This window comes from Mesorhizobium sp. M0140 (genome assembly GCF_040322475.1).
In the GTDB taxonomy this organism is placed as follows: Bacteria; Pseudomonadota; Alphaproteobacteria; order Rhizobiales; family Rhizobiaceae; genus Mesorhizobium.
In genome coordinates, this window is record NZ_JAMYTM010000044.1 from 1 (window position 1) to 21,709 (window position 21,709).

A 21,709-nucleotide genomic window follows, 5' to 3' on the forward strand; every position below is an offset into this window, starting at 1 on the left:
GTTTGGCGCTTGTTTTGTGTTTTGTCCTCTAGCCCCCTTGGCGGGTCTGGGTTGCCGGGCGCGCGCGGCGCCCTTTGGGGGGGGGGGTGGGTTGGGTGGCGCCCCCCCCCCCCGCCCCGGCGGCCGCAGGTCTCTCAGTCAGGGAGGTAAACCTAATTCATCGGCCCCTTCTCTCCGGGTTTGCCGGGCAGTTCTTGCGGGAACAATTCGTATTTCGCCTGCTTGTCGGCCGCGACAAAGACCCGTTCGCGGATGATCGAATCCTCGGCCCAGTTGAACATGAAGATCGGCGTGCCCTGTGGGATGTTCGAGAAACGCTTGTTGACGATCAGCGCGCCGGGATACTCCGTCAGGCCGACATTGTAGACGTGCTCCGTCGAGATCTTCTGGAATTGTTTCATCAGGCTGGCGCGCTGGTCATTGTCCTGGGTGGAGACGAACTTGTTGACGATGTCGACGAGGTCCTTTTCGAACGGCATCACATCGACCTCGCCATTCTCCGGCGCACGATGGTCCCAGCTGGTGCGCGGGCCGATCGGGGCAAGCTGCACGGTGTTCTGCACCACCGACGTCAGTTCCTGTTCGTTGCGCCGGACCAGCCAATCGAAGCGGCCGGAATATTGCGAAGCGTCGCGCTGGGTGCCGTTGAGCCCGTTGAGGACGACCCGCAGCCCAAGCTTTTCCATCTGGGCGACGACGCCTTCGGCAAGGCTCTTGTCGGTCGTGTAGTCGTTGTTGACCAGCATCACGATCTCGACGTTCTTTCCGCCGGCGGTGCCGGAAGGGAAATTCACGAAGCCGTCGCCGTCCGTATCCTTGAGGCCGGCCTTGGCGAGTTCCGCCTTGGCGCCCTCGAGGTCGAAGGGGTAGTAGACCGTCGAAGCGCGGTCGTAGAAGCTGGTTCCTGACGACAGGCCGCCGGGATAGATGGCGGTGAACGGTCCCTTGACCAGCGAGTCGCCGAGCGCCTTGCGGTCGAGCGCCATGGTGACGGCCTTGCGGAAATCCTCGTTGCGGTTCAACTCGCGGATCGCCTGGCCGCGTTCGTCCGGATTGCCCCAGCCATTGGCAGAAAAATTAAAGCGCAGATTGTAGCCGATGAGCCGCGGGCCGAAAGCAAGACGGGCCGGCGCGTTCGCCTCTGCCGCACGCTTCAGCGAGGCGACGAAGTTTTCCGGCTGCTCCAAATTGGAAAAATCGGCCGCGCCGGCCACCGCCTGGACATCGCGGTCGGCCCAGGTCGACAGCTTGTAGTGCAGTTCGTTGAGATAGGGCAGTTGATTGCCCTTTTCGTCGACCTTCCAGTAATAGGGATTGCGGCGCATGACGATGATGTCGTCCGGCCGGTATTCGACCGGCACCCAGCCACCCATCACCGGCATGTTCATGAATTCCGGCGGGAAGGCATTTTTGAACTGATCATAGGTATTCTTCGAGTATTTCGGATGCTGCGGCTTCAGGATGTGCGCGGGGCCCGGACAGAAGGTGCCGTAGGCCATGGCGTACAGGTACTGCTTCGGGAAGGCATCCTTGAAGGTCCATTCGACGGTGTAGTCGTCGATCTTCTTCAGCGTCGTGCCGACGCCGAAGGTTTCCGGCGTCGCACCGTTCAGCGGCGAGACGTTAGGATCGACCACCTCGTCGTCCCAGTAGAACATGACGTCGTCGGCATTGAAGGGCACGCCGTCCGACCACTTCGCTCCTTCGATGAGGTGCATGGTCAGCCTGTGGCCATCGCTCGACCAATCCCAGTTCCTGGCCAGGTTCGGCAGCGGCTCGGTGTCCTTGGCCTCGACCTGGAACAGCGGGGCGGTGCGCGTCAGGCATTCGGAGAGGCCGATGTCGATGCCGCCCCAGCCTTGCGTCTGACCGGCGCCGTAGTTCCAGCCTTCCGGCCGCCCGCCGATGACGTGGCGCATCGTATCGCCATAGACGCCGATGCCGTCCTGCATGTTGCCCGTCTTGTAGACCAGCGGATCTTTCGGCAGCCTGTCTTTCACCGGCGGCAGCTTGCCGGTCTTGACGTATTTCTCGGTGACCCAGTCGGGCTCGTGATATTCGGGAAGCGCCTTGAACTCCAGGATCGAGTCTCGCGCGACATAGTTGATCTTGCCCTCGGCGGGAAACGGTGTCGGCGCCGGCGGAACCGTCGGCTCGGAAGCGTAAGCACTGAGTGCCGAGACCGAGACGCTCAGCGTCAGTCCGGCAGCAAGGCCGATATTGCGTAAATTCCTCACGGTCTCTCTCCCTCTTGTTTGTCCGGAGCGTTTGCACCCGCTCCGCCTCTCCTCGAATTCAAACGGCTTCGTGGCAATGAATCCGCCTCCCATGGATCCACCATCACCGCATGAATTTTCAGCCGGCCCGCCTCAGCCGGCTTGCTTCAGCGCGGCTTTTTCGGCGCGCAATTCCTCGATCGAGCGAACGCTGCGCCGTGCGGCGCCCGCCCACTCGCGGGTCTTCACCTGAGATGTCGACAGCCGCTCCCTGGCGGCCGGAACCGCATGGGCATATTGCGGCAGCCAGGCTGCCTGGGCGACGACCATTTCGTCGACCATCTGCCAGACCTCCTCCGGCGTCGAAACCGCGCCGACCAATGGGTCATGCAGCACGGCGAGCTTCAGAAGATCGATGTCGCCTGATATCGCGGCATGCACCGACATGCGCTGGACGTTGATCGAAGCGATGCAGGTGGCGGCGCAGGCTTCCGGCAACGTGATGCCGGCGGCCATGTTGATGCCAAAACGGTCGACGAAGCCCGGCGACTCGATGATGGCGTCCTGCGGCAGGTTGGTAATCACGCCATTGTTCTTGACGTTGAAGTGGCCGCGATAGACCCGGTTGGTCTCCAGCGCCTCCAATATGTGGCTGGCATGCTCGTTGGAGCGCTTCTCCCGGTCGATCGGCTTGGACGCCGCTTCGAGGAACTGCGGATATTCCGTCTCGAACCAGTTGCGGGTTTCGGTGGAGTAACGGAGATAGCCGCCAGTCTCGCCATGGATCCAGTCGGACATATCGATCCAGCGCGTGATCTCGTCGGGACGTTTGCGGTACCAGGGCAGATATTCGGAAAGATGGCCGTTGCTTTCGGTCGAATAGACGCCGAAGCGCTTCAGGACATCGATGCGCAGTTTCTCCTGCCTGGAATAGACGGGATGCGCCTCGAAGGCAGCCACCAGTTCGTCCTTGCCGATGGAGCGGCCGTTCAGGCGCAGGCCGATGAACCAGGTCTGGTGGTTGATGCCGGAACAGACATAGTCGAGCTCCTGCGTGGACTTGGCGCCAAGCACCTCGGCGATCTGCTCGGCGCCGTGCTGGACGCCGTGGCAGAGCCCAACAGTGTCGACCTTGCCGTATTCGATCGCCGCCCAGGTGTTCATCGCCATCGGGTTGGCGTAGTTCAGGAACTTGACGTTCGTCTCGGCGACCTCGCGCATGTCCTTGCAGAAATCCAGGATCACCGGGATGTTGCGCTGGCCATAGAGAATGCCGCCGGCACAGATCGTGTCGCCGACGCATTGGTCGATGCCATATTTCAGGGGAATGCGGATATCGTCGGCATAGGCTTCGAGACCGCCGACCCGCACGCAGCTGATGACGTAGCGAGCGCCTTCGAAAGCCTGGCGGCGGTCGGTCGTCGCCGTCACCCTGGTCGGCAATCGGTTCGCCTCGACGATCTTGTCGAGGATCGCCTTGATCATCTGAAGGTTGTGCTCGCTGACATCGGTCAGCGCGAATTCGATGTCCTCGAATTCGGGCACGCACAGGATGTCGGTGAACAATTTCTTGGTGAAGCCGACGCTGCCCGCGCCGATGATAGCGATTTTGAAACTCATCAGCCGCACCTCATTCCACTTCGAATTGCAGGCAAGGAATGACAATGGAAAGCTGTAGCCACATGCCGACATGTATGCAGGACAAGCCGGAATCGGGCTCGCCAACCTCCCCGTCCGCTCCTCGACTGCGGATCTCTCTCGCTTTTCGACGGGGATTATGCGCTTATTCGCGAGCGCGACCAGAGAAGGATTATGCTTTCGGGGGTAATTTTGTGCTGCAGGATTTGATACAAAACGGACAGTCCATGCGCACGATCTCGCTGCCGCGCGGCCGCCAGCGCCTGCATGCCATGCCGACGAGCACGGGCTATGAAGTGCGCGAGGACGAGATCTACGACTGGGATGGGCGAAAGCGCGGCCAGACGCCGTTCACCGTGCTCCAGCACACGATCAGCGGGACTGGCCGGCTGCGCTACGAGAACCGCAATTACCGCCTGCAGAAGAACGACACATTGCTGGTGCTGGTGCCGCACAACCACCGCTACTGGCTGGCTGAGGACGAGCGCTGGGAGTATTTCTGGATTTCGATGAACGGCGAGGAGGCGTTGCGCATTCACAAGTCGATCCTCAGCGTCTCGGGTCCTGTATTTCGGCTGCAGCCGGCGACGATCGATCATCTTGCCGATTGCAGCCTGCGCCTGATCAAAGGCGCCGCTTCGCCGGGCGCTGCTTCGGCGATAGCCTACGAGGCTGCGATGGCGCTCTATGACGATGTCTTCGGCTCCCATGCCTTTGCCGAAAAACAGAGCGTTATGCAGCCGGTCATCGATCACATCAACGCAAATCTCGACAAGCCGCTGCCGGTGGCGGATCTGGTGCAGATCAGCGGCCTCAGCCGGGCCCATTTCTCACGCTGTTTTGCTGAAAGCGAAGGCTTGCCGCCTGCCGAGTTCGTGCTGCAGCAGCGTCTGCAACGCGCGGCGAAGCTGCTGACCAAGGCGGATTTTCTGCCGGTGAAGGAGGTCGCTATCCTGTGCGGCTTCGAGGACGCGAACTATTTTTCAAAGGTCTTCCGCCGCTGCTACGGCATCACGCCGAGCCAATTCCGCACCACAGGCATGTACGCCAATTTGCGGACTCCGGCCAGGCGTGGCGTCAGGGCGCCTGATGACGAGACCTGACGCCGCGACCGTTAAGCCGGCAGCCAGCTAGGCAGCGCGCAGACTGCCGCCATCCAGCCATTCGAGATCGGCTTGCGAAAGCGTGATGTCGAGAGCGCGCAGGCTGTCGTCCAACTCATCCAGCGTGCGTGGCCCGATCAGCGGGATGGATGGGAAGGGCTGAGCGAGCACATAGGCCAGCGCAATTTGGATCGGGCTCTTGCCCAGTCTCGCGGCAAGTTCGATCGCCCGGTCGCGGCGGCCGAAATTCCGCTCGGAGTACCAGACCCGCACCAGTTCCTCATTGTCTTGCTTGTCCCGACCTGCGCGATCGGTGAAGAAGCCGCGCCCCTGACTCGACCAGGCGAAATTCGGCATCTGCCTGGATGTCAGCCAGGCCTTCCATGCATCCGTGGAGGACGTCACGCAGCCTGCCCAGATCGGCTCCAGCATTTCAGCCAGCGAGAAATTGTTGGACAGCGCGCCGGGCTTTTGCTTGCCGGTGCGTTCGGCATAGGCGATCGCCTCATCCATGCGTTCCATCGTCCAGTTCGAGCCGCCGAACGGGCCGCGGATGCGGCCGGCCTTGACCTCACGATCCATCGCATCGACGAATTCGCCGACCGGCACATCCGGATTGTCGCGGTGCATGAAGTAGACATCGACATGGTCGGTCTGCAGGCGTTCGAGCGACTGGTCGAGCTGCTTGCCGATCACATCGGGATAGCACAGCGGCGAGTGCGCGCCCTTGGCGATGACCACCGATTGCGCGCGTACGCCACGGTTTTTCAACCACTCGCCAAGCAGCTTCTCGGTATAGCCGCCGCCATAGACATAGCCGGTATCGAAAAGATTGCCGCCGGCCTCGAAAAAGGCATCGAGCAGGATCGAGCCTGAGGAAAACGTGCGGAAATCCTCAAAGCCGAGCGCCACCACCGACGCCGGCTTCGACAGGCCGGGAATAGTGCGCTTGGCGATCGCCGTGCCGCCGGACCGCAAAGGCCGGCCGGAGATGGTATTGATGCGTTGCTGGGCCTTCTCGATCCCGTATTCGAGGCCGGCGGCCGCCCGCCATTTGTCCAGTACACGCAAGGTGCCGAGGCTTTCCGCCCATGCCATGCCGGGCCAGGCGAATTCTTGACCGCCGGCGCGGATGGCCTCACCGGCTGCGTCGACCTCGAAGGAATAGACATGACGCTTCTCGTTGACGCTGATGGTCTCGCGCGTGCCATCGGATGCGATGACGTCGATCCGGCCGAGACCAACGTCGCGGTTGCCGCCGGCGAACCAGAAGTCCGGCACCTCGATGCGGCCTTTGGTGCCGAGGATGCGCAGAACATTGTCCTGGTTAAGCGAGATGCTGCAGGAGACTTCGGCGACAATGCCACCCGGGAAATGCAGCAGCGCCGAGGCCCATTCGTCGACGCCGGACTGGCCAAGATGGGCAGTACCGACCACCTTGTCAGGCTCGGCGAAGGGTTTTCCGGCCGCGGCGCCGGCAATCAACCGCACCATCGAGACGGGATAGCCGCCGACGTCAAGAATGCCGCCGCCGGCAAGATCGTTGGCGTAGAGCCGGTGCTCCGGCATGAAGCGCGGCATCGCGAAGCCAAAGCTCGACTTGATCATCCTAATCTCGCCGATGACGCCCGATCTGATCAGTTCCACCAGCTTCAGCGTCTGCGGATGCAGCCGGTACATGAAGGCCTCGCCGAGGAATGTGCCGGCCTTGCGCGCGGCATGCATCATGGCGTCGGCCTCGAAGGCGGTCAGCGCAAGCGGTTTTTCGCACAGCACATGCTTTCCGGCCTCGGCGGCCTTGATCGCCCATTGCGCATGACCTGGATGCGGTATCGAGATGTAGATGGCGTCGACTTCGGGATCGGCAAGCAGTGCGTCGTAGCCGTCGAGGATACGGGCACCGGGAAAACTCTCGGCGAGCCCCGGCTTGGCGGGATTGCGTGCGCCGATGGCGACCAGCTTTCCGGTGCGCGAGGCGGCCACGCCGCCGGCGAAGGACTGGGCGATGCTGCCCGGGCCGAGAATGCCCCAGCGAATGGGCGTGGTTGCGTTCATTGTCATTCTCTCCTTGAAGGCTGGAAAGGACGGCCGGTCAGCGCAGCCGCAGTCCTTTTTCGTCGAACAGGTAGGATTTGCGGATGGAAACGGTGATCTCTGATGTGTCGGGGACCTTTGTCGCGTCGCGCTGGATCACCACGTCGTCACCATTGGCCGTTCTTGCGTAGAGGAAACTTGTGCCGCCCAGGTGCTCGACCACGTCGATGGCAACCACAAGGTCGGCGTCGCCCTCTCCGGCATTGCCGAAATGTTCGGGCCGCACGCCGACAATGACCTTGCTGCCGATTTTTGGGCTGCCCATTTCGGGTGCAGCGCCGGTCAGCGGTTGCGTGATGCGGGTCTTCTCCTGACCCGCCAGATCGACCACGACGCCACCCGCATCGTGCCCGACAACCCGGCCCTTGATGAAGTTCATCTTCGGCGACCCGACAAAGCCCGCAACGAACTGATTGTCGGGGTTGTCATAGAGATCGAGCGGCCGGCCGATCTGCTCGATATGGCCGGCGCGCATCACGACGATCCTGTCGGCGAGCGTCATCGCCTCGGTCTGGTCGTGCGTGACATAGATCATTGTCGTGCCGAGTTCCTTGTGCAGCCGGGAGATCTCGACGCGCATCTGGACGCGCAATTCGGCGTCGAGGTTGGAGAGCGGCTCGTCGAACAGGAACACCTGCGGTTCGCGCACGATGGCGCGGCCGATGGCGACGCGCTGGCGCTGTCCGCCGGAGAGTTTTTTCGGGCGCCTGTCCATCAATTCGCTGATGCGCAGGATCTCGGCCGCCCGCTTCACCCGCCGTTCGGTGTCGGCCTTTGGATTGCCGGTCATGCGCAAGCCGAAAGAGAGGTTCTGTTCGACGCTCATATGCGGATAGAGCGCGTAGGACTGGAAGACCATGGCGATGCCGCGGTCGGCCGGCTCGACATCGTTGACCACCTTGCCGCCGATGGCGATCTCGCCGCCGCTAATGTCCTCGAGCCCGGCGATCATCCTGAGCAGCGTCGATTTTCCGCAGCCGGAGGGGCCGACGAAGACGACGAACTCGCCGTCCTTGATGTCGATGCTCGCGCCATGGACGACCTCGAAGACGCCGAAGCGCTTGACGACACTGTTAAGCGTGACCGTTGCCATGCTGCCCCTTACTTGACCGCGCCGGCGGCGATGCCGGCGATGAAATGGCGCTGCAGCAGCACGAAGACGACGAGCATCGGCACCGTCAGCATCACCGCACCCGCCATGATGCCGCCCCATGACACCTTGGTGAGGCCGATCAGCGTGCCGAGCGCTACGGGTGCTGTCATCGAACCCGGCTGGCTGTTGATCAAAAGCGGCCACAGATAATTGTTCCAGGAGGCGAGGAACAGGATGATGGCGAGTGCGGCCAGCATCGGCCGCGCCAAAGGCAGCGCGACGAAGAGGAAGATGCGCCATTCCTTGACGCCCTCGACGCGCGCCGCATCGAAGAGATCGTCCGGCATCATCGAAAAACTCTGCCGCATGAACAGCACGCCGAGCGAATTGAACAGCGGCGGGACGATCAGCGCCACCCAGGTGTTGGCGAGCTTGAAGTCGCGCGCCACCATGATGAATTGCGGGATCAGCACGACCGCATAGGGCAGCGTTATGGTGCCGAGGATGATGGCGACAACCACGCCCTTGCCGAAGAACTGGTAGCGGGCCAGCGCCCAGCCGGCCATCGACGTCAGCAGCACCGACAGGAATGTGTAGGTCACCGCCACCGAGACCGAAATGCCTATGGCGCCGACGAAGTTCGTGTCACGCTGCAGATTGTTGAAATTGTCGATGAAATTGCCGTGCGGCAAAAGCTCGATGCCGGGGCTGAAGATGCCGTTGTCCGGCATGGTCGAGAACACGACCATCATCCACAGCGGAAACAGCCAGATCAGCGCCAGCGGCGTCAGGAACAGATGCAGAGCGATGCTGCGTCCCAATCTGGCTGCGGAGCGCGAACTCATTTCGGTTCCCTCGTCAGCCACAGCTGCGCCAGCGTGATGGCGATCGCCAGCCCGGCCATGGTGTAGGCGACGGCCGAGGCGTAGCCGAAATTGAGCGACCGAAAGCCCTGGCGGTAAAGCAGCAGGCCAAGCGTCTCGGTGCCGCCGCCCGGCCCGCCGCGCTCGGTGATCAGGAAGGGCTCGGTGAACAGCTGCATGGTGCCGATGATCGACAGCACGAGGCAGAACACGATGACCGGCTTGAGCAACGGCAGGGTGATGTAGAAGAACTGCTTGAGCTTGCTGACGCGGTCGAGCGTCGCCGCCTCGTAGACATCTTCGGGAATGGACTGCATGCCGGCGAGCAGGATGATGGCGTTGTAACCGGCCCAGCGCCAGGTCACCGCGATCATGATCAGCGCCATCGCCGGAGTGACGTTGGAAAACCAGTCGACCTTGGGCAGGCCGATGCTGTTCAGGAGCTTGTTGATGATGCCGAAATCGAGGTTGAACATCAGCCGGAACACCGCCGAATAGGCAACTTCGCCGACCACCACGGGGGCGAAGAAGGCAAAGCGGTAGAGGCCGCGCGCCTTCAAGAGCGGCGAGTTCAAAAGCACCGCCATGACCAGCGCCAGCGAGATCATCACCGGCACCTGGATGACAAGGATGAGCAGCGTGTTCTTCAGGGCGTTGAAGAAGGCCGGATCGCCGATCAACCGGCCCCAGTTGAAGCCGGGCGCGAACCGCCACGGCACGGTACGCGTCGCCTGGAAGGAAATCATGAAGGAGCTGATGATCGGCCATACCCAGAAGATCGCGAAGATCAGCAGATAGGGCGTGAGGAAGCGATAGGCCGTGGCGTTGCGATTGCGCATCTTCCTCCTCCTTCATTTCGTTGCCGCTTCGGCCATGGCCCTCGCAGCAGCGGAGCCGGTTTGCCAGCAAATACAGGTCCCGTGGGAGAACCCCACAGGCCGCGACCAGGTCCGGGCGGCGCAAACGCCTGTCCCGGACCCGGCTTGGGAGGTTATGACTTGACGGGCAGTCCGGTTGCCGCCGCGATCTGGCTTGCGGCATCGTCGAGTGCCGTCTTGGCGTCGGGGTAGCCGCCGGCCAGATACTTGGTCTGCACGGCGCGGACGATGATTTCGGCGTCGCTCTGGAACTGCGTGCCGCGGCTCGGAACAACCTTCGGCAAGGTGCCGAGAATGTCCTTCCACACCGCCTGGCCGCCCCAATAAGGCAGGCCTTGCGCGACATAGGGATCGTCAAGCGCCGAGATCAGGGACGGCACCAGGCCGAACTCCTTCAGCATCGTGATCTGGCCTTCATTGGTTCCGAGCGTGTATTTCAGATAGGCGTAGGCGGCCTCCTTGTTCTTCGACGCCGAGGTGATAGCCAGTGAGGAACCGCCGAGATTGGCGGCGCGCGGCCCGTCGGCGGTGAGGCTCGGCATCAGATAGACGCCCCATTTGCCGTTTTCACCGGCAGATTCGGTGCGAATGGTGCCCTCATACCAGCCGCCATAGATCTGGGTGGCGACGGTGCCGGCGGTGTTGTTGGTGATCTTGGTGCCCCAGTCGGCCGACGAGATGATGCCGGCGTCCTTCATCTCCTTGACCTTGGTCATGGCATCGACGCATTTGGGCTGGTTGACCGTGATCGATTGTCCGTCCTCGGAGAAATAGGCGCAGCCCTGTTCGTTGGAGATCATGCGGAAGAATTCCGAGTCACCGTTGAAATCGGCATTGGTCATCGAGACGCCTGGGTTGGCGGCCTGGATTTTCTTGCCGGCGGCGATGAAATCATCCCAGGTCTTGATCGAAGTCGGATCGACGCCGGCCTTTTCGTAGAAGTCGCGGCGATAAAAGGCGGCCACCGGGCCGGAATCCCACGGCATTGCGTAGGCCTTGTCGCCCACTTCCAGCTCGGTGCGCTTGAAATCGGGGAACTTTTTCTGGTCGTCGGCTGTGTAGCCCAGCGTATGCAGGTCGACGAAGCAGTCGGGGAACTGGCTCCAGTAATTCTCGGCCTCACCGTTCTCGACGGTGACGATGTCGGGCAGGCCTACGCCGCCGGCGGCGCAGCCGGCGATCGACTTGTCGTAGGTTGGCTGGTTGCCGAGATCCTGGACCGTGACCTTGACGTCGGGAAATTGCTTGTTAAAGCCGGCAATGGTCGCCTTCAGCGATGAAGCCGCGACATTCCAGCTCCAGATGGTGATTTCGCCGGATTGCGCGAAGGCCGGGGCTGAGCCCAGGGCAAGCGCGAGCGCGGCGCAGGTCATTGTGATGCGCATTGAAATCCTCCCATTCATTTGCTCTCTCACTGTGAGCGTGGCTAGACTATGCAGTGGGCAAGGCCTGTCGCCGTCAAAGGGAATATGAAATTGGCGGAAAGTAAGATGCCTGAACGGCCGTTCTACCAGCCTGGGGCCAGCAGCGTGGAAGGCCTGCCGCTGCTCCTGCAGATGTTTCACACCAATCCGCTGGTGATGCTCAAGCCGCACTGGCACGCCCAGGTCGAGGTTAATTTCATCGTGCGCGGCAGCGTGCATTACCTCATGAACGACCACGAGATTTCGCTTTCGGCCGGCGAGATGTGCCTGTTCTGGGGTGGCCTGCCGCACCAGATGGACGATTTGTCCGACGACGCCATCTATGCCGGGGCGCATCTGCCACTGGTGCACTTCTTCCGGCTGCACCTGCCCACCGATATAAGGCACCGGCTGATGACCGGCGCGACACTGGTGACATCAGCCACCGACCAGTCCGACAACCATAATTTCGAGCGCTGGAACCGCTACGCCCGGTCCGGCGACCAGGCCAAGGCCGAACATGCCGTCAACGAATTGCTGCTGCGGCTGGAGCGGGTGCGGTTCGAGCCCTACCGGCTGGTATCCGCAACTCCGACCGACCAGGAAACAGGCAGCCCCTTCGACCAGCAATCGTCGCGCAATGTCGGACGCATGTGCGATTTCATCGCCGAAAACTTCCTCTACGACATCGATTGCGTGAACATCGCGGCGGCCGCCGACATCCATCCCAAATATGCCATGAGCCTGTTCAAGAAATCCACCGGCATGACGCTCAACGAGTATGTGAATCTGTTGCGGCTGAGCTATGCGCAGGCGCTTTTGATGCATCAGGACGCCAATGTGCTGCGCGTCGCCATGGATTCAGGCTTCGGCTCGCTCAGCGCCTTCAACAAGTCGTTCCGCAAGCTCGCCGGCATGTCGCCCTCCGATTTTCGCCGCGGCGTGACCGGCGTCAGATAGGCGGCGGCGACCAGTGGCGCGTCTGAGCCGCAAATGCATTGGTGCGCCTCGATCGCCGGCTAAAGGCAGTGCCACGGCATGTCAGCCGGCAATAGCGGCACGGACAGGGATGGCGAAGGCCGCATCGTGCCATGCCGTGCCCGATTCCGGCCTGCAAGCGGCATGGAAACCGGGGCACCGCACGGCATCGCTTTTCCTGCCCGAAATCGCCCACTAGGCGCTGGACAGGCCGAATTCCCGTGCTATAACCCACGCGCTTTCAAGGGGCGCCCACGGCGCCTCGATGAAATCCGGTCAACGCGTTTTCGTTTGCCGGAACAGGCCCAGATAGCTCAGTTGGTAGAGCAGCGGACTGAAAATCCGCGTGTCGGTGGTTCGAATCCGCCTCTGGGCACCATCCCCCCTTCTCCCGACACTCCCTTTCACCGAACCTTCTACGCTGCAGCTTCTGCAAGCGAATTGTTGATCTTTTTCAGTCGCATTGCGCAGTTAAGCGGGACAGGGAGCGCTTCAGGAGCATTTGGTCCAACGAGGCGGGGGGATGGTATTTCCGTTGGTATTCGACATCCTGATGGTATCCAAACAGCCAAGGGAGACCTGACGAATGCCCCTCTCCGACGTGAAATGTCGAAATGCCCGCCCTGCTTCCAAGCTCGTGAAATTATCTGATGGGGGCGGGCTGCAGCTATGGGTACAGCCCACGGGCTCTCGCCTCTGGCGGCTCGCCTACCGCTTTGACAGCAAGCAGAAACTGCTCGCGCTGGGCAGCTATCCCCTTATCTCTCTCGCCGAGGCACGGGAGGCGCGCGATGACGCTAAAAGGCTCCTGCTAGCTGGCGTCGACCCTGGAAAGGAACGCAGCTTGCGGAAGGCCGATTCGGCAAAGGACTCCTTTCGCTCAATCGCGGACGAATATGTCGACAAACTAAAGAAGGAGGGACGTGCCGACCGGACGATCAGCAAGGTCAAATGGCTGCTCGACTTTGCCTATCCGATAATTGGCGACAAGTGCATTCGGGAGATCGACCCGGCCACTATCCTTACCGCCCTCCGCCGCGTGGAGGTTCGCGGTCGATACGAGTCGGCCAGGCGACTTCGCTCCACGATCGGCAGCGTGTTTCGGTACGCAATCGCGACCGCACGCGCCGAGACAGATCCGACCTTCGCCCTCAGAGGCGCACTCATCAGTCCGACGGTAACGTCTCGCGCCGCGATTACCGATCCGAAGGCCTTGGGCGGTTTGCTGAGGGCGATCGATGCATTTGACGGACAGCCTACAACCTGGGCCGGTCTGATGCTGATAGCGCTGCTGTTTCCCCGCCCCGGGGAGCTTCGCGTCGCTGAATGGGAAGAGTTCGATTTTGAAAGCTCGGTGTGGACCATCCCTGAAGCACGCATGAAAATGCGACGGCCGCACCGCATACCCCTATCAAAGCAGGCGATCAGCGTCCTGACTTCACTCAGGGAAATTTCTGGTGGTGGATCGCTGCTGTTTCCTAGTGTTCGATCGGCTTCACGTCCGATTTCCGACAATACGCTAAACGCCGCACTGCGTCGTATGGGTTACGGCAAGGAAGAAGCTACCGCGCACGGCTTTCGAGCAACGGCATCAACTCTGCTGAACGAATGCGGCAAGTGGCATCCGGACGCCATAGAGCGGCAGCTGGCCCACATTGAGAACAACGACGTTCGGCGCGCCTATGCCCGGGCAGAGCACTGGGAGGAGCGCATCAACATGATACAGTGGTGGGCCGATTATCTGGATGAACTCAAGAGCAAAAACCCGCGGGCGAACTCAACCGAGGGACGCCGCAAGCCTGCTGTCCATACAATAACGCGACCTTCCATTTTGAACCCAACAGCGGCCGTTCATCAAACGCCGATACAAATCTCCAACCGCCGGAAATCATACTGACCGTCGAAAAACGCCGAAACTCGTCGCCAAGTCGTAGGCCCGGAGGGGTCAACTTTCTTTCCAGGACACTATTAGGGTTAGCCGATGATGACTGTTGGTTTGGGGCCGACCGCGGACGGGCAGCTTCGAGGCTTAGGACGTCAAAGCGGACATTTGGCGCCCCATGCATCGATGTGAATTGACCCCACGCCAAAGTCAGAGCGGCGCTTAATATCAATCCCTTAAGGCGTCGATTACCAGTTGAACAAGCTCGCGCTCGTGCGCTCTATCCTCTCCGCTTATATATTCATGTCCCCAATCAACGTCAGGCCAGTCCGGCTTGAGTTCGGACGCCAAGCGACATTGCGCCCGCGCATAATCGAGACGGCCAAGCTTAGCCAGGCACCCAGCCGCCCGAACGTGGATATAGTAGCCGGGTCTGCTAATTGCGGCGAAGGACTTGACAGCCTCTTCGTATCGCTGGGTAAGCATAAATGCCGTCCCCAGGGTGTCATGGAGAGTTGCAGGAAGAAATATCGGGTTGGCGCGGATCGTCGCAAGGCATCTTTCAATCGCCAGATCAGACTGTCCCGTGCAAACGAAGTAGTAAGCCATCCTTTCATTGAGATTAGCGTCATCAGGAGTTAACCTGAATGCGCGCTGGAACGCATCAAGCGCCGCGTCTTGGTTTATTATTATCTAGGAATACCCCTCGCAAACTCAGACATGTGCTGTCTTCGTTGTCCAGCCGCGCGGCCAGTGCCGTTTCTTTGTCTGCTAGTTGCAACAAATGCGGAGCCCCGGTCTGCCACCAGGCACGAAGGTATGTTTGACCCAACGAAGCGTGGGCGCGGGCAAAATTTGGATCCAGCTTGACCGCCGCTTTTAACTCCTCCCTAACCTCTGTGATGTGGCCTGCTGCCGGTTTCGTGGACACCGAGATAAGGTGTTTGGACTGCTCCTGGTGCGATAGACATGCCCGCCTATCCTTTGAGCATAGGAGGCAGCTTGTGAGTACGCAGAGGTTTACCCCGGAACAACTCGACGAGGCTCCCGTCGCCTGTGCGCTTGACGACGCGACCACGATGAACAGCGATGTGGGATCGATGAGATCGCTGCGCAACGCCCGCAGCCGTGCCAAGATGCGATCCTCATCCGCGCCGGCTAGCCGACTGTAGCCGACTGCATCCGAGACCAGGATCGCTGCTATTTTACGGGTCTCCCTCATGTCGTGTCCCCTCCATCCAGTCTGGCACTAGTGCCGAGCCAAAGGAAGATAGTTCCGAGCCATTGGTCGGATTGTCCGCGTAGCATCGACGCGGGTCGTTCGAGACAAATGTCAGGCACTTGCTGTGGCCTGCAAGGTAGCGACGTCCGCTTTTGGTCGGTATGCGAATGGCTGGGATGAGGCACAAACAGTAATCTCGCTCGGACTAACAAGCATCACTCGTCCACCTCAGGCAGATGAAAAGCGCTCGCGCTTTGAATCTGTTATGAGGATCGCTGATTGACATTCTCAGTAGCCACGTCCAACCGCCTGACTGGATTAACGCGGAGATTAGATGGAAAGCGAGGTTCTTGGCTCAGCGCCAAGGCTCAATCGGGCGGCGGCGCGAGTATTCCGTCCACGTCGACACATCCAAGATCAGTCGATACTTATCTCTAAGTCGCTCGAACATGAGCCGGTCGCGCGGTTCGGGTTTTCCCTCCGGCGCCGGAGCCGATCGAAGGTAACGCCCGAGGACACCAAGAAGGAAGTCGGGCGCGCTAATGCCGAGATTTGGCTTGGCTACAAACTCGATGCCGAACGCATCCGGCCGTCGGTCGTTCCTTGCCTTAAGGTCGTCAAAGGCAGACTGGACGCTGTCTGTTATCACTTGCCGAGAAACCTTGCTGTTCTCCTCGCAGTAAATAAATACGAACTGACTCTCTGCGGCCATCAGGCGGCGCGAGATTAGCGCGCCGAGCAAACGAAGGTAGCTTGACTCGTACCTGACTGAATCACCCTCAAGTGGTCCGAGAGCGACATATCCCTCGAAACGCATCGATGCTAGGCGAGTGACGTACTTAAGGCGCAGGTCCTCCGACGCGTCCGCGAAGTGTAGCCCTCGCTTCACCAGCGCGTCGTGGTCGCCGGCCAAAAAGAGGTCAGCCGCTGCCGATTCTAGCACCTCTCCGGCTTCAGCAACGAGTTGGCCGCCATGCTGAGTAACTGCCATACCAATTGCCAACTGTCGGCCGTACGGTGCATCGAACTCCGCCTCGTCGATGAAGATATAGAATGGTGCCCGGTGTCTTCCGCGAGGGGCGAAGCTCGGCTTCATCCCACTCGCGCGCATGATCCCCGACCATCCGGCCTTGAGCGCAGGGGCCATACGCGGCTCGTGATGGGCAACGAACTTCACCATCCCATCAAGACGGTTAATCTCTTGCTGGACGACCTTCGCGTCGTTGATGCCTCGGCGCCGGAAATGATCCTGGAGTCCGAACTTGGCGCCGAAGTAAAGTTCCTGCCTCAGTCGCCGTTTCTTCTCGCGAGGAACGTGCGGTTGATTGGGGTCGCTGATGCTAAGGCCTGTCACAAAGTGCGCCTGTCCGACCTTCGACCTTCGTGTCTTCGCCTCGGCGAGGGTGAAATCGTGGGTCGAGAGCACGAGCCGGACATCGTCAATGTCAGGCAGTTGGTCGTTGCCGGAGAAGCTGAGATCATCCGCGTAGCGCGTGTAAGTGCAGCCAGTTCGTCTTGCCATATCGGTGAGCGCTGTATCGATTGGAAGCGCGATAGCGTTGGAAAGCGTAGGACTTGTGGGAAGACCTAGTGGTAGGACATCTCCTATCGTGACGAAACGGCTGAGTAGTTCGGACACGTTTGGTACAACCCCAAGGTTCTCAAATAGCTGACCGATGCGCAAACGTGAGATGGAAGGGAAAAACTCTCTAACATCGACGGACAGGAGGCGGTGATGTCCAGAATGGGCGGCAGCGTTCTCCTTAATATTTCGCCCCGCGCGGTAACCATAGGCGCTGAGATGGGGGTATTCCGCTAGGCGGAGGCGAAAGAAAGACTCCAGCCGCCTCGCCAACGCTTTGTACTCAGATTTTGCTAGCGTTGGCTCCCAAACAGTCCGCATGCCGCGCACCGGATTGCGCTTCGGGATATCGTGGCGGATAAACATCGGGATTTCGAGCACCACGACCCCGTCTCCAGACGAAGCCTCAGGCTTAGGCGCGGGTGCCGCAGGAGGATCGAAGTCGAGGACGGCGTCGAATATGCTTGCGTCGATGCCGAGGGCCAGCATAAGCGACTCGCGGTTGGTGATCCGCCGAAAGTCATGGTGGAATGCCATCATCGACCTCTAGGCGGGGCGGCATCGCACACGAAGCAAGTGGTCCTGAAATCAGCAGACGCGACTCGCGCCTTAAACCTTGAAGCCATGCCGCCCTCCCTTCAGTGTATTGCAATCGTTCCAAAACGCCAAGACGCTTCAAGCAATCGAAGAGTTGGCACACTTATAGTTAGTACCCAAGCAGCCATGGATTGAGCCGGGAGGGTCTCTGTATCCGTCTGGTATGTGAGTAAGCGGGGTGCTATGATCCCCATTTGAGCCGATCAGCGAATTGAAAATGTGGCTCAAGTGGCCTTGCGCCCACCCGGCGGGATGGCGGCTCTGGCTGTTCTACATCGAGCAACCCAACTCCTCCAAACTATCATGTAATCGCGCAGCGGCGCGCGCTTGCTCGCCTTTTAAGTATCACCTCCGCTTCCTTACCTCTGCCGGCTCTAAGTGCTGTTTGCCACGGGTACTACTGATCGGCTATCTCCACGAGTGAATCATGGGGGCGGCTGGCATGCATTTGACGAATAATACGTTCGACACACTCGACACAACACTAGCTAAATTTTCGGAACACGCATCCCCAGCTCCGTTGGTGAGCAAGGTCCTTTCAGATGTGAAGACAGCACTTCGTGAGCTGTGCCCCCGTGCCAAATCTCTATCGGAAGCGGCGACTCTTTCGGAGCACGTACAAGCTGCAATTGAGAGCATTGAAGGGGTGCGGAGTGCGGCCCTTTTGTTGATCCGGTGCCTCGGAGTACCAGGCGCCCTTCCGGATGACGATCATCGGGGCGGTCCACATATTCAACGGAAGGTGATTGCGTTAGTTGAAAAAGGTACGCCCGATATCGCCAACATTATACGGATGGCAGAGAGGAAACTCACGTTTGAAAAGGTCGATGTACTTCGCAGTGTGCACACAAGGGTAGTCTCTTTACTTGAGCCACTGAGCAAGCTGCCGACGAACCCCTCGGAATTCGCATCGAGGAGGCAGGAGGTCATCAAGATTCTAAAAAATGATTTGCTAAAGGCTTACCTAAACCCATATGGTTTGGCTGAAGTGAGCAATGCGCTCAGAGAAGTGCAGAACTCGATTTGCCAGCTTTTAGATGTCACTGGTGCAAATTTTGGGCAAAAGCTTCAAGAGATCGTCGACACATTTGAGCGTGAGAAATTAAACTGCGGCGGCCGGTCTAATTTCCTATATAACGACGTCTTTGCAAAATTTCTTGACATTGTTCAGAGCGTAATAAGCAATATAGACCGCGACTCGGTAGGCCGCTTTGCCTGTGTTATTCGCCCAAAGAAAGCTACCCCGCAACTCTTAGAGAGGCGGTATCCACTACATGAGCCTGATCGCCTCGTGAGAGTGAAAATTCCTATAGTAAATGATGGGCCAGGAATTGCGGTAGAAACCGTGGCTCAGTTCGCTACTAACGGAAACGTCCTGCTCGGGTCGGAGAAGATTGACATTGGCACGGTGCCTCCGGGTGAAGTGTCCATCAATGTTGAAATGCTAGTCGGATCTCAAATCAAGCAACTGACTATCTACACAGAATTATCTTGGCGGAACGCGCGCAGCGCCGAACGACAGTCGATCTCTTTTGATACGGTCATCGCCGCTCAGAAAGTTGATATCGATTGGGATGAGCTAGAACTCAGTGACCCCTACAGTACCGAAGTGGCCCACGGGAACGAGTTTGTCGGCCGCCGGCGGAAGGTACTCGCGCTCGTTAATCGGTTCCGAAAGGCGCGTATGCAGTCCTCTTATGTCACCGGGCAGAAACGTGTTGGGAAAACTTCACTAGCATTCGCGGTACAGGACGTTCTCCAGGGTGAATCGGCGCGCGAGGAGGATATCTCCGTCATCTATCTGGAGTATGGAGATTACGCCCGAAAAGACGCGGATGGCACGGTGGAGGCGCTTGGTGATGCCATCGCTGAGCGGCTGCTGCGTGACATCCCTGGAGAGCAGCGCCCAGCGAACGTCAATTTCTCTGGCACGCTGGCGCCATTGAATCAGATAGCCCAGAAGCTTCTGAGTCTATACCCGGCGCGTAAGTATCTCGTTGTTCTTGATGAATTCGATGAGATCCATCCTGAGATGTACAGGTTTGGCGCTTTGGCTGAAGCATTTTTCTCCAATTTGAGAACGCTCAGCGCAAAGCCGAATATTGCTCTTATGCTAGTTGGCGGCGAGAACATGCCTTTCATCATTGGCGCGCAAGGTGATCAATTGAATAAGTTTGTTCACGAACCATTGGACTATTTTTCTAGATCCGAGGAATGGGACGATTTCTGTGAACTCGCAAAACTGAACCAACTCTCGCCGCTGACCTGGCACGAGTCTGCACTTGTGCAGCTTTTCAGTTATACAAATGGCCATCCATATTACACGAAGCTTATTTGCGCCCGCATATTTCAGAATGCGATCGCTGATCGCGACGCGGAGGTAACGGCCGATGAAGTCCAGCGAGCGTTGCCTGCGCTAATTACAAGCCTAGATACCAATGCATTCGCCCACTTCTGGAAAGATGGCATCGCCAGTGGGAGGGAAGAGGCCGAGGTGACAGCGCTAAAGAGGTGTAGGGTGCTTGTCGCTATAGCGCGTGCCCGTCGCCGAGGCCTAGCTCTTACTTCGGAGAATATTGTTGAATGTCGGGCGACCACCGCTCTTCCCAGCGGTGAAATCGTTCCACTCTTGACGGACTTCTGTCGGCGGGAAATCCTTAGAGAAAAGGGCCGAGAGTACGAGTTTGTGCTTCCTATCTTTGAGCAATGGCTCGTGGCAAACGGAATGAGCAAGCTTGTTACTGACACGCTCGGGGATGACATGGCAGACGCATTGCAGTCGGCTGAGGATCAGGCCTTTGTCTCGCCTCCCGAGATTGCCAAGCTTGTTGAAAGTTGGCCGACCTATCGTGGACGTCGCGTGACCAGCGAGGACGTGCGAGGCTGGATACAGCAAAGACATTCATTCCAAGAACAACGCCTCTTATTTAAGTTGCTACAAAATGTTCGATTTGTAAGCGAAGAGGAAATCCGCGAAAAATTGAGGACGGCTCATAGCCTAGTGAAGCGGCACACCTCGGCGTTCACTCCGGAAAGCCGGGCGCATCGCCGCTACGACATCGTGGTCAGCTACGTGGATGGATCGGCGAAAAGTGGAAGTCGCTACGCGGATCGGTATGCCGAAGAAAACCTGATTTCGACCACAAGTGTGTTCGGCTCAGAAGGTTTCAGCCAATGGATCTCCGAGTACGAGGAAAAGCGCGGGATCACAGTTAACGGAATAGTCGTCATTGATGACATCGCCGCCACCGGTGCTGGCCTTTCAGCGAACGTCGAAAAATTCGTGCATCTCAATGCGCAGTTTCTAAAAGATCGCAGCATCACGGTTGTTGTAGTAACACTCCTTGCCACACGCGAGGCTGACGGTCGCCTTAGGGAGAGTCTTTCAAAAATGCATGGAGTGGACATTGACTTTCGCACATGTGAGGTTCTCGAGGATAGGCATTTCGCGTTTCGTCCGAACAATGGAATTTGGGAGGATCAAACTGAAGCAGACAGGGCGAAGGACCTGGTAACTACGCTAGGTCGTGAAATTTATAAGAATGATCCCCTTGGGTTCGGTGATTTGGGTCTACTTGTGGTCTTCAACGATACCTGCCCGAACAACTCCCTCCCGATCCTTCATGCCGGTAAGACACCAACTTGGAACCCACTATTCGAGAGACCAAAGAACTGATGTGAATATTTGATCACTTGTGGGGGTGCGTTTCAGATGGCGTGGCCATGACGGTCGGCGTGGGATCAGGAGGCGTCCGTCTCTGGGCAGCAGGAGGCGGACTGGTTGTTATCCGGGTTTCGGAATGTGTCCGTGCCGTTTCTTTGTACAGCGTATGAGCGTCCGCTTTGAGAAACCGAAACGCCGCGACTGATGTCTGAGAAGCTGAAGGGTTTCGGGTGCCGTCAGGCGTACGAGCGGTTGGTCGAGAACAGGCGAATGGCGAACAGACGCGCCGTGAATTGGCCATCCTCTATGCGGGAGAACAGGACCAACTTGATGCAGTGACGTTCGATCTGTTGATCGACAGCCTCGAAGCGTGCGTGGAGCGGGAGGTAATGGGAGAAAGCGTGCAGCCCGGCGCGCATCACCATCTGCGCTCGATCGTTGCCTCAGCCGCATCGCCGGCGCTACTCGCACGACTCGCGGCGCGAAAGGATACCCG

14 protein-coding genes, 1 tRNA gene and 1 pseudogene are annotated in these 21,709 nt (G+C 59.2%); 5 read left to right on the top strand and 11 right to left on the bottom strand.

Translation table 11 applies throughout. The features are described from left to right. Positions 1-152 precede the first annotated feature (152 nt). Both NKJ37_RS28970 and NKJ37_RS28975 read right to left on the bottom strand, forming a co-directional pair. Positions 153-2,237 (bottom strand): ABC transporter substrate-binding protein, encoded by a 2,085-nt coding sequence (locus tag NKJ37_RS28970; protein WP_352776080.1) that lies wholly within the window; start codon positions 2,235-2,237, stop codon positions 153-155. Between the two features lie 132 nt (positions 2,238-2,369). Further along, positions 2,370-3,836: an alpha-glucosidase/alpha-galactosidase gene (locus tag NKJ37_RS28975; protein ID WP_352553762.1), complete on the bottom strand. Its 1,467-nt coding sequence runs from the start codon at positions 3,834-3,836 to the stop codon at positions 2,370-2,372. Positions 3,837-4,048: 212 nt separating this feature from the next. On the opposite strand from NKJ37_RS28975, the gene NKJ37_RS28980 reads away from it, so the two are divergent. Beyond that, the gene (locus NKJ37_RS28980; protein ID WP_352441087.1) at positions 4,049-4,957 is read left to right on the top strand and encodes an AraC family transcriptional regulator; all 909 of its coding nucleotides are present in this window, start codon (positions 4,049-4,051) and stop codon (positions 4,955-4,957) included. Between the two features lie 27 nt (positions 4,958-4,984). Here NKJ37_RS28980 and NKJ37_RS28985 read toward each other — a convergent pair whose 3' ends face one another. The 5 genes from NKJ37_RS28985 to NKJ37_RS29005 all read right to left on the bottom strand — a co-directional run bounded on the left by NKJ37_RS28985 (position 4,985) and on the right by NKJ37_RS29005 (position 11,270). Beyond that, entirely contained in the window at positions 4,985-7,012 is a 2,028-nt protein-coding gene (locus NKJ37_RS28985) for an aldo/keto reductase (protein ID WP_352776081.1), read from the bottom strand. A gap of 37 nt (positions 7,013-7,049) precedes the next feature. Then, positions 7,050-8,144 carry an ABC transporter ATP-binding protein gene (locus NKJ37_RS28990; RefSeq protein ID WP_023809270.1) on the bottom strand — a complete coding sequence of 365 codons (1,095 nt, stop codon included), beginning with the start codon at positions 8,142-8,144 and terminating at the stop codon, positions 7,050-7,052. Between the two features lie 8 nt (positions 8,145-8,152). After that, positions 8,153-8,989, bottom strand: coding sequence for a carbohydrate ABC transporter permease (locus NKJ37_RS28995; protein ID WP_352553766.1), 837 nt, complete (start codon positions 8,987-8,989; stop codon positions 8,153-8,155). Further along, the gene (locus NKJ37_RS29000; protein WP_352441091.1) at positions 8,986-9,846 is read right to left on the bottom strand and encodes a carbohydrate ABC transporter permease; all 861 of its coding nucleotides are present in this window, start codon (positions 9,844-9,846) and stop codon (positions 8,986-8,988) included. Before NKJ37_RS29000 ends, NKJ37_RS28995 begins: the two co-directional genes overlap by 4 nt. A 152-nt stretch (positions 9,847-9,998) precedes the next feature. Further along, positions 9,999-11,270, bottom strand: coding sequence for an extracellular solute-binding protein (locus NKJ37_RS29005; RefSeq protein WP_023809274.1), 1,272 nt, complete (start codon positions 11,268-11,270; stop codon positions 9,999-10,001). 84 nt (positions 11,271-11,354) lie between these two features. Between NKJ37_RS29005 and NKJ37_RS29010 the strand changes: the two genes are divergently transcribed. From NKJ37_RS29010 to NKJ37_RS29020, 3 genes are all read left to right on the top strand, one after another. Then, complete coding sequence (locus NKJ37_RS29010) at positions 11,355-12,248, top strand: helix-turn-helix domain-containing protein (protein ID WP_196815295.1); 894 nt, start codon at positions 11,355-11,357, stop codon at positions 12,246-12,248. A gap of 321 nt (positions 12,249-12,569) precedes the next feature. Continuing rightward, a tRNA-Phe gene (locus NKJ37_RS29015) sits at positions 12,570-12,645 on the top strand. Positions 12,646-12,852: 207 nt separating this feature from the next. Further along, the gene (locus tag NKJ37_RS29020) at positions 12,853-14,163 is read left to right on the top strand and encodes a tyrosine-type recombinase/integrase (RefSeq protein ID WP_352776083.1); all 1,311 of its coding nucleotides are present in this window, start codon (positions 12,853-12,855) and stop codon (positions 14,161-14,163) included. 213 nt (positions 14,164-14,376) lie between these two features. Here the strand turns inward: NKJ37_RS29020 and NKJ37_RS32025 are convergent, their stop codons facing one another. The 3 genes and pseudogenes from NKJ37_RS32025 to NKJ37_RS29030 form a co-directional block, all read right to left on the bottom strand. After that, on the bottom strand, positions 14,377-14,841 hold the full coding sequence (locus NKJ37_RS32025) for a tetratricopeptide repeat protein (RefSeq protein ID WP_502902028.1): 465 nt from the start codon (positions 14,839-14,841) through the stop codon (positions 14,377-14,379). Positions 14,842-15,182: 341 nt separating this feature from the next. Next, positions 15,183-15,370: pseudogene (locus NKJ37_RS29025) on the bottom strand (adenylate/guanylate cyclase domain-containing protein); the annotation flags it as partial. 355 nt (positions 15,371-15,725) lie between these two features. Continuing rightward, entirely contained in the window at positions 15,726-17,492 is a 1,767-nt protein-coding gene (locus NKJ37_RS29030) for a reverse transcriptase family protein (RefSeq protein ID WP_352776085.1), read from the bottom strand. Between the two features lie 499 nt (positions 17,493-17,991). On the opposite strand from NKJ37_RS29030, the gene NKJ37_RS29035 reads away from it, so the two are divergent. Continuing rightward, positions 17,992-21,225, top strand: a complete 3,234-nt coding sequence (locus NKJ37_RS29035) for a phosphoribosyltransferase-like protein (protein WP_352776086.1) — start codon at positions 17,992-17,994, stop codon at positions 21,223-21,225. Between the two features lie 224 nt (positions 21,226-21,449). Here NKJ37_RS29035 and NKJ37_RS29040 read toward each other — a convergent pair whose 3' ends face one another. Then, on the bottom strand, positions 21,450-21,638 hold the full coding sequence (locus tag NKJ37_RS29040; RefSeq protein WP_352776088.1) for a hypothetical protein: 189 nt from the start codon (positions 21,636-21,638) through the stop codon (positions 21,450-21,452). Between the last annotated feature and the right edge of the window lie 71 nt (positions 21,639-21,709).

Coding starts and splice junctions, on each gene's coding strand:
- NKJ37_RS28985 (WP_352776081.1), bottom strand. CDS start 7,012: ATGAACGCAACCACGCCCATTCGCTGGGGCATTCTCGGCCCGGGCAGC.
- NKJ37_RS28990 (WP_023809270.1), bottom strand. CDS start 8,144: ATGGCAACGGTCACGCTTAACAGTGTCGTCAAGCGCTTCGGCGTCTTC.
- NKJ37_RS29040 (WP_352776088.1), bottom strand. CDS start 21,638: ATGGTGATGCGCGCCGGGCTGCACGCTTTCTCCCATTACCTCCCGCTC.
- NKJ37_RS29000 (WP_352441091.1), bottom strand. CDS start 9,846: ATGCGCAATCGCAACGCCACGGCCTATCGCTTCCTCACGCCCTATCTG.
- NKJ37_RS28975 (WP_352553762.1), bottom strand. CDS start 3,836: ATGAGTTTCAAAATCGCTATCATCGGCGCGGGCAGCGTCGGCTTCACC.
- NKJ37_RS28995 (WP_352553766.1), bottom strand. CDS start 8,989: ATGAGTTCGCGCTCCGCAGCCAGATTGGGACGCAGCATCGCTCTGCAT.
- NKJ37_RS29030 (WP_352776085.1), bottom strand. CDS start 17,492: ATGATGGCATTCCACCATGACTTTCGGCGGATCACCAACCGCGAGTCG.
- NKJ37_RS29020 (WP_352776083.1), top strand. CDS start 12,853: ATGCCCCTCTCCGACGTGAAATGTCGAAATGCCCGCCCTGCTTCCAAG.
- NKJ37_RS29005 (WP_023809274.1), bottom strand. CDS start 11,270: ATGCGCATCACAATGACCTGCGCCGCGCTCGCGCTTGCCCTGGGCTCA.
- NKJ37_RS29035 (WP_352776086.1), top strand. CDS start 17,992: ATGCATTTGACGAATAATACGTTCGACACACTCGACACAACACTAGCT.
- NKJ37_RS29010 (WP_196815295.1), top strand. CDS start 11,355: ATGAAATTGGCGGAAAGTAAGATGCCTGAACGGCCGTTCTACCAGCCT.